Source organism: Nocardioides sp. (assembly GCF_047607365.1).
Lineage (GTDB): Bacteria > Actinomycetota > Actinomycetes > Propionibacteriales > Nocardioidaceae > Nocardioides.
Map to the genome: position 1 here is coordinate 1 of NZ_JASGDD010000049.1, position 10,803 is coordinate 10,803.

10 protein-coding genes are annotated in these 10,803 nt (G+C 72.9%); 4 read left to right on the forward strand and 6 right to left on the reverse strand.

The window, feature by feature from the left end; translation table 11 throughout:
- Together QM572_RS04145 and QM572_RS04150 are read left to right on the forward strand one after the other, a co-directional pair.
- The coding region (locus QM572_RS04145) for a response regulator transcription factor (RefSeq protein ID WP_415090329.1) at positions 1 to 464 on the forward strand (464 nt) is incomplete at its 5' end.
- A gap of 43 nt (positions 465 to 507) precedes the next feature.
- Complete coding sequence (locus QM572_RS04150; protein ID WP_415090331.1) at positions 508 to 1,035, forward strand: hypothetical protein; 528 nt, start codon at positions 508 to 510, stop codon at positions 1,033 to 1,035.
- A gap of 377 nt (positions 1,036 to 1,412) precedes the next feature.
- Here the strand turns inward: QM572_RS04150 and QM572_RS04155 are convergent, their stop codons facing one another.
- Positions 1,413 to 2,324 carry a 2-hydroxyacid dehydrogenase gene (locus QM572_RS04155; protein WP_415090333.1) on the reverse strand — a complete coding sequence of 304 codons (912 nt, stop codon included), beginning with the start codon at positions 2,322 to 2,324 and terminating at the stop codon, positions 1,413 to 1,415.
- Positions 2,325 to 2,505: 181 nt separating this feature from the next.
- On the opposite strand from QM572_RS04155, the gene QM572_RS04160 reads away from it, so the two are divergent.
- The gene (locus QM572_RS04160; protein ID WP_415090335.1) at positions 2,506 to 2,880 is read left to right on the forward strand and encodes a RidA family protein; all 375 of its coding nucleotides are present in this window, start codon (positions 2,506 to 2,508) and stop codon (positions 2,878 to 2,880) included.
- 35 nt (positions 2,881 to 2,915) lie between these two features.
- On the opposite strand, the gene QM572_RS04165 is transcribed toward QM572_RS04160, so the two are convergent.
- Positions 2,916 to 4,184, reverse strand: a complete 1,269-nt coding sequence (locus tag QM572_RS04165; RefSeq protein ID WP_415090337.1) for an MFS transporter — start codon at positions 4,182 to 4,184, stop codon at positions 2,916 to 2,918.
- Positions 4,181 to 5,158 carry a ketopantoate reductase family protein gene (locus QM572_RS04170; RefSeq protein WP_415090339.1) on the reverse strand — a complete coding sequence of 326 codons (978 nt, stop codon included), beginning with the start codon at positions 5,156 to 5,158 and terminating at the stop codon, positions 4,181 to 4,183. The genes QM572_RS04165 and QM572_RS04170 overlap by 4 nt, the downstream gene beginning before the upstream one ends.
- Positions 5,159 to 5,336: 178 nt before the next feature.
- Here QM572_RS04170 and QM572_RS04175 point away from each other — a divergent pair, with 178 nt between their 5' ends.
- Positions 5,337 to 6,941 carry a GntR family transcriptional regulator gene (locus tag QM572_RS04175; protein ID WP_415090341.1) on the forward strand — a complete coding sequence of 535 codons (1,605 nt, stop codon included), beginning with the start codon at positions 5,337 to 5,339 and terminating at the stop codon, positions 6,939 to 6,941.
- 15 nt (positions 6,942 to 6,956) lie between these two features.
- On the opposite strand, the gene QM572_RS04180 is transcribed toward QM572_RS04175, so the two are convergent.
- The 3 genes from QM572_RS04180 to QM572_RS04190 form a co-directional block, all read right to left on the reverse strand.
- Complete coding sequence (locus QM572_RS04180; RefSeq protein ID WP_415090343.1) at positions 6,957 to 7,877, reverse strand: AEC family transporter; 921 nt, start codon at positions 7,875 to 7,877, stop codon at positions 6,957 to 6,959.
- 2 nt (positions 7,878 to 7,879) lie between these two features.
- Positions 7,880 to 9,319, reverse strand: coding sequence for an MFS transporter (locus tag QM572_RS04185; RefSeq protein ID WP_415090345.1), 1,440 nt, complete (start codon positions 9,317 to 9,319; stop codon positions 7,880 to 7,882).
- A partial coding sequence (locus QM572_RS04190; RefSeq protein ID WP_415090347.1) for an MFS transporter occupies positions 9,316 to 10,803 on the reverse strand: 1,488 nt, incomplete at its 5' end. The genes QM572_RS04185 and QM572_RS04190, both read right to left, overlap by 4 nt.

A 10,803-nucleotide genomic window follows, 5' to 3' on the forward strand; every position in this document is an offset into this window, starting at 1 on the left:
CGCTGCGCACGTCCGCGGCGCAGACGCTCGGCGCCGCCCGCCGACGGCTCCAGCCGGTCGCGGGCGGGGGCTGGGCGGCCCTCTCCCCGACCGAGGCCGAGGTCGCGGAGCGGATCCTCCGCGGCCAGGAGGTCCAGGAGATCGCCGAGGCCCTGGTCGTCTCGCCGTACACCGTCAAGGTGCACGTCTCCCGCGTCCTCTGCGCGTTCGGGGTCGCGTCGCGGATCGGCCTCCTCGCCGCCGTACGCCGTCCGGCCGGGGCTCTGCCGACGCCCTCGCTCACGCCGCGGCAGCAGGAGGTGGCGCGCCTCGTCGCCGAGGGCCGGTCGAACCAGCAGATCGCCGAGGCCCTGGCCGTGTCCGCCCGGACCGTCGAGAAGCACGTCGCCGACATCGGGAGTCGCTGGGCGACGACGACCCGGTTCGCGCTCGCGCGGACGTGGTGGGCCTCGGACTACTCCTGAACCCGACTGCCCCGCCGCCCGGGCTCGCCCTAGCGTCCGCTCCATGACGACACGGACATCGCGCAGGCCCGCCCTCGGCACGCTGCTCGGCGGCACCGCCCTCATCGTGGCGGTCGTCGGCAGCGGCGGGGTCGCGGAGGCGAAGAAGCTGATCAACGGCGGGCTGATCAAGCCCAACACCGTCACCGGCAAGCAGATCAAGGACGGCACGGTCACCGCGGCCGACCTCGCCAAGGGCGTGCTGCCGACGGCTGGAGCGGCCGTGGCGGGACCTCAGGGCGCGCAGGGTCCCCAGGGGCAGCCGGGCGCCGACGGCGTCAGCGGCTACGAGATGAAGTCCGCCGCCTCGGCCTCGGTCGCGTCCGGGGTCACCACCACGGTCAACGCCCAATGCCCCGCCGGCAAGAAGATCCTCGGAGCCACGGCCTACTGGATCCAGACCGAGGAGGCCGTCCAGGTCTATCCCAGCGGCGGCTCGTCCACCACCAGCTGGTACGCGTCGGGCAAGAACACCGCCGCCGGCTCGGATCGCATCGAGCTCCGCATCATCTGCGCGACCGTCACCAGCTGACCGGTCCGGGCCACGCAGGGGCCGTCGCCTTACGCCGGATCCCCACTGCCGCGGGGCGCCGGGCGCTCCTACCGTCGGCGGCACGAGCCCGCGCAAGCCCTCCCTCGCCACCCTCCTCGCTGCCGGCGCGCTCGCCGTCGCCCTCGCCGGCAGCGGCGGCGCGGCGGAGGCCGCGAAGCTGATCAACGGGTGGGCCGGCTCCGACGAGGCCGTCCAGGTCGTGCTGCCCAACCTCGGCAGCGGCCTCTATGGCAAGGCCGTCGCCTACACCCCCGGGCTGCCCACCGCCGACACGCTGCAGATGCGGGCGACCTGCGCCTTCGTCGGCTGACCCGGCCCCGCCACCGGCGGTGCCTCGCCGCGAGCGGCCCGCGGGGTCAGTAGTCGCCCGTGATCTCGTTGACCAGCGGTTCCCCGGCGGCGAACCGGGTCAGCTGCTCGCGCAGCAGCCGGTGCAGCCTGACCGCCTCGGCGTCGGTGTCACCGCCGACGTGCGGGGTCACCAGGACGTTCGGCGTACGCCAGAGCGGGTGGTCGGCCGACAGCGGCTCGGGGTCGGTGACGTCCACGGCGGCGCGGATCCGGCCGGCCGCGCAGGCCTCCACGAGCGCGTCGGTGTCGACGACCGGCCCGCGCGCGACGTTGACCAGCAGGGCGCCGGGCCTCATCCACGAGAGGAACTCCGCGCCGACCATGCCCCGGGTGGTGTCGGTCAGCGGCGTCATGAGGATGACGACGTCGGCCCGCGGGACGAGCGCCGGCAGCTCGCCGAGGCCGTGGACGCCGTCGCGCGCGGTCCGCGCGACCTTCACGACGTCGGCCTCGAAGCCCTCCAGGCGACGCGCGATGGCGCGGCCGATCGAGCCGTAGCCGACGATCAGGACGGTCTTGTCGCCGAGTCCGGGGGTGTGGAACTGCTTCCAGGCACCGGCGCCCTGCTGCTCGGCGAAGACCGGGATCGCCCGCTGGGCGGCGAGGGTGAGCGCGACGGCGTGCTCGGCCGTGGCGGTGTCGTGGACGCCCCTGGCGTTGTGCAGCGCGACGCCGTCGGGGACCAGGCCCTTCACGGAGTCGATGCCCGCCGACATCGTCTGCACCACCTGGAGCGAGGCCATGGCCGCGAACGCCGCCTCGTACGCCGCCGGCGGCTGGCTCGGCGGGACCCAGAGCTCCACGTTCTCGGCGCCGGGCGGCACCGGATCGGTGGAGCGCACCACCTCGTAGGCGAGGTCGCCGGGAAGCTCGCCGAGGTCGGCGGGGTCGATCGGAAGCCAGACGAGACGGGTCACGCCCGGAAGGCTAGCCAGCACGGATATCGCCGGCATTGCGCCACCGACCCCTGAGCCGACCCCTGAGCCGACCCACGAGCCGCCCCAGGAACAGGGGCGACGAGGAGGCAGCCCACCGGCGCAACCCAAGGGTCCGACGATGGTCACGCGGCCGTGACCGTCCGGCGCGACGCTCGTCGCCATGAAGACTCCGATCCGCCCGGCCGAGCCCGGAGGCGCACCGCTGAGCAAGGGCATGATCGCCAACGGCTTCTGCTTCGTCGCGGGCCACGGCGGCCGCGACCCCCGGACCGGCGAGCTCGCCGCGGGCATCGAGGCGCAGACCCGCCAGTCCCTGGCCAACATCGAGTCGGTGCTCGCCGAGGCGGGCCTGGACCTCCGCGACGTGGTCAAGGTCAACGCCTGGGTGGCGAATCTCGAGGACGTCCCGGGCTACAACCGCGTCTACGCCGAGCTGATGCCGGCTCCCCACCCCGTCCGCGCGACGGTCGGCTCGGCGCTGCAGGGCGGGATGCTCGTGGAGATCGAGGCGACCGCGGCCCTGCGCGAGGCGTAGCGGAGCGCCTGACCGCCCGGCCCGCGCCGGCCGGCTCAGAGCGTGTTCGAGAGCTCGGCGTCGAGCTCCGCGCCGAAGTACGCCGGCATCCAGCGCCACAGCATCCCGGCGCCGACGCCGCCGACGACGCCGAGCGCACCCGCCGCCAGCGCCGGTCCCGCGAGCGCGGTCGCGGCCGAGATGATGAAGGGGGCGAGGGCGGTCGCGCCGTCGGAGAAGAGCCGCCACACGCCGAGGAACTGCGACGTCTTCCCGCGGCCGACGGCGAGGTCGGAGCCCATCGTCATCATGATCCCGCCGCCGAGGCTGTTGGCGAGCGCGATCACGGCGGTGACGACGAAGAAGGCGACGACGCCATGCGCCAGGGCGAGACCAGCGGTGCCCACGGCCATCCCCGCGGTGACCGGCACGGCCACCCACGTCCGGCCGAAGCGGTCGGTGAGATACCCGCCGACGTAGAAGAGGGCGACCTCGAGGGCACCGCTCACGCCCATCGCGATCGCGATCGTCGTCGGATCGAGGTCGATGGCGAGACCCCAGAGCGGCACGATGATGGGCCGTGCCATCCGCAGCATCATGAGCGTGCCGATCCCGATGCCCAGCTTGAGGAAGACGTCGGCGTTGCGGGCGAGCATCTGCACGGTGTTGTGGGACTCGTGCATCGCGTGCCGGGAGGCTCCGCCCGCGACGTCGGGCACCCGCATCAGGAAGGCCATGACCGCCACGGTCGTCACCATCTGGATCCAGTACGCCGCCAGCGCGCCCGTCCACCCGATCAGGGCCGCCGTGAGGAAGGGGCCGACGGCCATGCCCGTGCGGACCATGCCCGCGAGCATCGCGAGCGCCCGGCCGCGGAACCGGGCCGGGACGTTGTCGGTGATCAGGGCGTGCCGCGCCAGCATGAACGTGGAGCTGGCCACGCCCATCACCAGGCCGGCGACGGAGAGCACCACCAGGGTCTGGACCGCCAGCACGGCGACGGTCGCCAGCAGCGTGAACGCCGAGGCCCACAGCATCGCGGCGCGCTCTCCCACGCGGCCCACCAGGGATCCGCTGGGCGCGTCCCCCAGCAGCCGGCCGATCAGCGGCAGTCCGGCGATCAGTCCGGCGAGCGTCAGGCTCGCGCCGAGGTCGTGGGCGGTGATCGCGATCATCGGGGTGACCGCGCCGTTGCCGACGGCATAGACGGCCGCCGGCAGGTAGACCGGCGCGGCCAGCCTGCTGAGCGGCCTCTCGGCCAGCGCCGCCAGCGGATCGCCGATCTCCCCGAGCGGTGGTCCGTCCTCGTCGGCGAGCTTCGTCATCCGGCGACCAGCAGCCCGTCCAGGAACTCCCTCGCATCGACGCTGGCGGGCGGCAGTCCCTCGCGGGAGAGACGCGTCGTGGTCAGCTGCACCAGCTCGTTGACCGGCGTGCGTACGCCGTGGAGCCGGCCGAGCAGGACGATCTCGCCGGCCAGGTAGTCGATCTCGACACTGCCGGCGCCCCGCGCGACGCTCTGCCAGGTCGAGCTTCCACCGGAGGCCTTCTCCCGGTGCGACCGGCGCACGATGTGGTTCGCCCTGCGGTCGAGGTCGTCCTGCGGGGTGACCACGTCGATGCCCGCCGCCTCGAGGACGGCCTCGCCCTCGGCGCGGGCGAGGCGGAGCAGCTCGTCGGCGGCCTCGTTGTCCACGAAGCTCGCGCCCACGCCGTTGCCGAGGTTCGCGATCAGCTTGCGATGCTTCCACGCCATCACGTTCTCCCGCGTCGTGGACAGGAACCCGCCCGCCGAGAGGTCCGCGGAGATGGCGGCGGCGACCTCGTCGGTCCCGGAGGGGAAGACGCCGATGTCGAGGATCCCCGGCACGCTGGCCGAGTCCTGGACGACGATGCCGGGCTCGAGGTGGCTGGCCGGGAGCACGACGCAGATCGAGTAGACCCGCGGGAAGCGCCGCAGGATCGTCGCCTCGTTCGCGACGCCGTTCTGGACCGAGACGATCGGGGTGGAGACCGGGGCGTGGGCCTGGAGGTCGTCCAGCGCGGCGGCCGTCTGCTGGCCCTTGACGCAGAGCAGGACGACGGAGTCGTCCCTCCACTCGACCTCCGAGGCGTTGAGGGCCAACGGCATGTCGAGCAGCTCCGGGCCGTCCTCGAGATCCAGCGTCAGGCCGCCGTTCGCCCGCATCGCCGCGAGGTGCTGCCCGCGGGCGACGAGGGTGACCGGCACGCCGTTGCGGAAGAGATTGCCGCCGATGACCCCGCCGACGGCGCCTGCCCCATAGATGACGTAGTGCATGTGTCGCACCCTAGGACGGCTGAATTGCACGGCGATTGCGCCGCCCACCCGATCCGGGCCCCCGGCGAGACCCAGCGACAACGTCCGACACCCACGGGCGTAACAAAGGTATGTGAGGCTCTGGGCATCGCCCGCGACGACCGCGATCTCCGTCGCCAGCAGGTCAGGAGGCTTCCCCGTGCCACCGTCATTCTTCGACGAGAACGAGCGCCGGCTGGCGCACATGCAGGCTGCCCGAGACCGCGCCCGTGCCGCCGAGCAGCTGCGCCTCACCTCGATCGTCGGCGCCCACGGCGCCCTGTTCACCAGCATCCGCCGCGGCTCGCTCGCCGCCGACGACCGCCTCGACGAGGCCACGCTCGTCCCGATGTTCTCCGCGAGCCGGAACTCCATCCGGGGAGCCCTGAAGCTGCTGGCGGCCGAGGGGGTCGTCTCCCGCTCCCCGCGCCTCGGGACCAAGGTCGTCTCGCTGCCGGTCGAGGTCCCGATCAACGTCGGCAACGGCTGGGACCCGGCCGCGGCGCCGCATCAGACGATCGTGACCGACGCTCGCTGGGTCGCCTCCACGCCGGTGTCGCGCCACTACCTGCGGACCGAGGAGAGCGCGGTCTTCCAGCTCGAGGTGACCGACCTGTTCGAGGGCCGGCCGGCGTTGCTCTACACCCGCTTCACCCTGGCCGAGGGCGCCGAGCGGCCCCTCGTCACCGGGGAGGAGGGCGACGACTTCCATGCCGTCTTCAAGGCGGCGTACGGCTCTCCGCTCGCCCGCGTGGAGTGCTGGATCGAGGCCAAGGCGGCCGACGAGTCGGCCGCCCGCCGCCTCGAGGTGGAGCCCGGCACGCCGCTGATCGTCAAGTCGCGTGTGCTGTGGGACGCGACGGGGGCTCCCCGGGAGTACAGCATCGGCCACTACCCGGCGGCCACGGTGAGCCTCACCTCCCACGTCGATGCCCACGTCGACTTCCAGGCCGGCGGGCTCGCCGCCTCTCCGGCGGACGCGGTCCCCGCGCGTACGGAGGTCAAGCACGCCGCCGTCACGGACGAGGTGCCGCCCGAGGAGCTGCGGCACCGCTCCATTCCCGACCTGCACACCGAGATCCGCACCGCGATCCGCGACGGTATGGTCTCCCCCGGCGCACAGCTCGACGAGCACGACATCGAGGTGGCGTTCGGCGCGGACCCGACCACCGTCCACTCGGTGGTGGAGCAGCTGCGCGCCGAGGGCCTGGTACGCCGGGACCCGGCCACCGGGACGCTGACCGCGACGCCCATCACGGACCTCACGCTCGACTCCGGGGTGCCGTACTCCTCCAGCGAGGGCCCTCGCTACGAGGGCGAGCTGCTCGCCTCGGCGCGGATCCAGATGCCGCCGTTCCTCGGTGAGCTGCTGCCCGCCGGCTCGGATCGCGTCCTCATCGACGAGCACCTCGTGCGGCTCGACGGGCGCCCGATCATGATCTTCGTGCGGTACTCCGACGGTCGCCTGGCACGCCCGAGGACCCTCACCCTCGAGAACACCACCGAGGACTTCGAGACGCTCTTCACGAGGTCCTACGGGCTGGCGCCGGGCCGGATCGAGTCGTGGGTCCACGCGATCCGCGCCGACGACCAGATCGCCCCTCGGCTGCAGGTCCGGCCCGGGTCGATGCTGCTGCTCCTCGAGCGCCTCACCCACGACGCGAAGGGCGAGCTCCGCGAGCTGAGCCACAGCTACATCGCGGCGGGACCGGTGGCGCTGCACGCCGGTCACGAGATGGAGACGCCGCAGCGGATGACGGCCTGACCGGTCCGGTCGGCGTCAGGTCAGCAGGTAGGCGACCGCCGCGATCACCGGCACGGACAGCAGCGTGCTCACGAAGATCACGTCGCGCGCCATGACCTGCCCGGTGCGATACCGGCTGGCGATCACGAACGTGTTCTGCGCGGTCGGCAGAGCCGCGATCACGGTGACGGCCAGCAGCGTGACCCCGTCGAGGCCGAAGACGTAGCGCCCGGCGAGATAGGTCGCCACGGGCTCGACGACCAGCTTCAGAACGATCCGGCCCCACATCACGACCGGGCTGACACCGCGTCCCGGCAGCGGGCCGAGCCTCAGCGCGACGCCGTACGCCAGCAGCATGCAGGGGACGGCGAGGTTGCCGACGAGCTCGACCGGGTCGTAGATCCACTGCGGCAGCGTGAGGTCGCTGATCACGAGGAACATGCCGGCGAAGGCGCCCAGCGTGATCGGGTTCTTGAACGGGCGGGTGACGACGTCGACCACGCGCAGCCGCCGGCCCGACATGGCGGCGTCGAGGCAGGTGAGCACCACCGGCTGCATGAACAGCAGCTGGAGCAGCATGGTCGGCGCGACCAGGACGGCGCTGCCGAGGACGTACGCCGCGATCGGCAGGCCGAGGTTCCCGGTGTTGCCGTAGCTGGCCGCCATGGCCCCGACGACGGACTCGCCGAACGTCTCCCGCCGCCAGATCGACAGGCCCACCGAGCCGGCCACGACCACGATGACGCCGATCGCGGAGGCGAGCATGCCGCGGGAGAAGATGGCGCCGAGCTCGCTGCCCTGGATGGTGACGATCAGCAGGGCCGGCGTGGCGACGAGGAACGACAGCGTGGAGAGGACGCGCTGGCCGTCGACGTCGATCACGCCCAGATGCGCCAGGAGGATGCCCAGGCCGATGACGAGGCCCACGGTCGCGAACCCTTCGAAGACCGACTGCACGCTCAGGCACCCCTTCCGCCGCGACGACGCGCGGTCGTCAACAGGGCGGCCATCAGCGCGAAGCCCGCCAGCAGGGCGCCGGCGAGGATGAACGCGACCCGGGCGGATCCGGTGGCCATGCCCTCGATGGCGTCCTCCCCGGCGATCAGGCTGACGGCGGCGACCACCGTCGCCGTGGAGAGAGCGTTCGCACCGTTCATGATCGTGGCCCGCAGGCCCTGCGCGATCCCGCGCCGGTTGGGCGCGACGCCGAGGAGCAGCCGCGCCGACAGTGAGGCCTGGTACAGGCCCTGGAAGAGGCCGACGACGAGCAGCACGAGGCCGAGGGCCACGGTCGGGAGGTCCAGCGCGATCACCCCGGTCACCCCCACCGCGCCCGCGGCGACCCCCCGGGCCCCGAGTGCGTTGGCCGCGCGCGCGGACATCCGGCGCTGGAGGAGTCCCGCGGAGAGGGACCCGACCAGCATCGCGCCGCCCATGGGGAGGAGGTAGAGGCCGGCCACGGCGGCCGACTCCCCGGCCAGGACCTGGAGATACAGGGTGGTGAGGACGGCGAGGCCGGTCGACGGCATCGCCGCGCAGAAGGCGGCGAGGTAGACGCGGCCACGTCCGCCCGAGACGATCTGGGGATCGACGAGGGGATGGGGGCTGCGCCGCTCCACGGAGACGAAGGTGGCGAGCAGGCCGAGCGCGACGACGCTCGCGACGACCACGGAGGTCCGGCTGCCGCCGTCACCGAAGAGCTGGACCGCGAGGATGAGGGCGGCGATGCCGCCGGTCGAGGTGACCGTGCCCGCGCCGTCGAGGCGGAACCGCGAGATCGGCGGGGAGTGGACGTTCTTCAGGGCACCCCAGCCGACCGCGATGGCCATCGACCCGAGGCCCACGGCCAGCCAGAAGATCGAGCGCCAGCCGAAGTGGTCGATCAGCACGCCGCCGACGATCGGGCCGACGAGGGTCGACATGCCGGCGACCGCCATGAAGACGCCCAGCGCCATCGGGAGGCGAGCCGGCGGGAAGACGTCGGAGATGACCGCCGACGAGGTCGACATCGAGCTGGCGGACGCCAGCCCCTGGAGCACCCGGAGCAGCACGAGCGTCCCGTCGTCCCGGACGACGAGGCAGGCGATCGAGGCGAGGGTGAAGACGAGGATGCCGCCGAAGTAGAACCAGCGCCGTCCCCACTCGTCGCTGAGCTTCGCGAAGAGGATGGTGGTCGAGGAGTTCGCCAGCAGGAAGGCCAGCAGGATCCAGGACGCCGTCGAGACGCCGCCGTCGAGATCCTTCGCCATGGCGGGCAGGGCCACGTTGAGCGCGGAGAACGTCCCGTAGATCAGGAAGTTGTTGAGCCCGCACGTCGCCAGGATCCCGATCTCCGCGCGGCGGCCGACCGAGCCGGCCGTGGTCCCGGACCGGGGCGTGGACGTGTCGAGCGACGTCATCGGAGCTCCTCCGCAGCGGGACGGGCCAGCCAGGCGGCGTACGCGCCGAGGAGCGCGAGGGCGCCGAGCAGCAGTCCCGCCGTCACGAACGCCGGGCGGGCCCCGGCAGCGTCGGTCTCGCGGATCGAGGAGGCGCCCGCCGTCATGGTCACGATGGCGATGACGAGGGCCGTCGACAGGGCGTTGCCGCCGTTGATCAGGGTGGAGCGGACACCGTTGGCGATGCCGCGACGGTTGGGCGCCATGCCCGCCATCAGGCGGCCGCTCAGGGCCGCCTGGTAGAGCCCCTGGGCGGTTCCGGACACGACCAGCAGCGGCCAGAGCAGCCGCGTCGACCCGTCCACCGCGACGACCACCGCGGCGAGCACCGTGGAGATCCCGATGCCCACGCCGCCCCAGGCGGTGAGCGTGCGCTGACTCGCCCAGCGTTGCAGTACGCCGGCCATCGGCGCCCCGATGAGCAGCATCACGCCCATGGGCAGCAGGAAGGCTCCCGCCGCGGCGGCCGAGAAGCCCTCGACGATCTCGAGGTAGAGCGTCACCATCACCACCAGGCCGCCTCCGCCGAGCGCGGTGCCCAGCGCCGAGACGTAGAGGCCGGACCGCTGCCCGCTGACCACCGCCAGGTCGACCAGCGGGTGCGCCGAGCGGCGCTCGACGGCGACGAAGCCGGCCAGCGCCAGGACGCTCGCGAGCAGGGCCGCGGCGACCGTCGCTCCCGCTCCGCTCCGGCCCAGGCCCTGGATGCCGTAGACGAGCGCGGCGATGGCGACGATCGACGACACCGCGCCGGGGACGTCGAAGGGGAACGGCCGGACCGGCGGCGCGTGGACGTGCTTGAGGCCGTCCCAGCCGGTCAGGACCGCCAGCCCGCCGAAGAGGACCGAGGCCCAGAAGATGGAGCGCCACCCGACGTGGTCGATCAGCACGCCGCCGAGCATCGGGCCGAAGACGGCCGACGCTCCCGCCACCGACATGAAGATCCCCATCGCGATCGGCAGCCGCGACAGGGGGAAGACGTCGGTGATGACCGCGGTCGACGTGGCCATCGAGGCCGCTGCCGCCATCCCCTGGACGGCCCGCATCGCGATGAGCATCGCGTCGCCGGTGTCGACCGTGCAGACCACCGCGGTGACGGCGAAGACGACGATCCCGCCGACGTAGAGCCAGCGCCGGCCGAGCTCGTCGCTGAGCCGCGCGAAGATGAGGGTGGTCGAGGCCATCGCGAGGGTGAAGGCGAGGACCATCCAGGTCGCCGTCGTCACTCCTCCGTCGAGGTCGCGGCTCATCGCCGGCACCGCCACGGTGAAGGCGGCGTAGGTGCCGTAGGCCATGAAGTTGGCGAGGATGCAGGTCGCGAGGATGAGCACCTCGCCCCGTCGGCCCACCTCCACGGGTCGCGTCTGGATCGCCGTCATCGCTCGCCCGCCAGTCGTGCGCTCCCCGAGGCGGCAGCGGCGCCGAGGGCCGCGGCGGCGAGCACC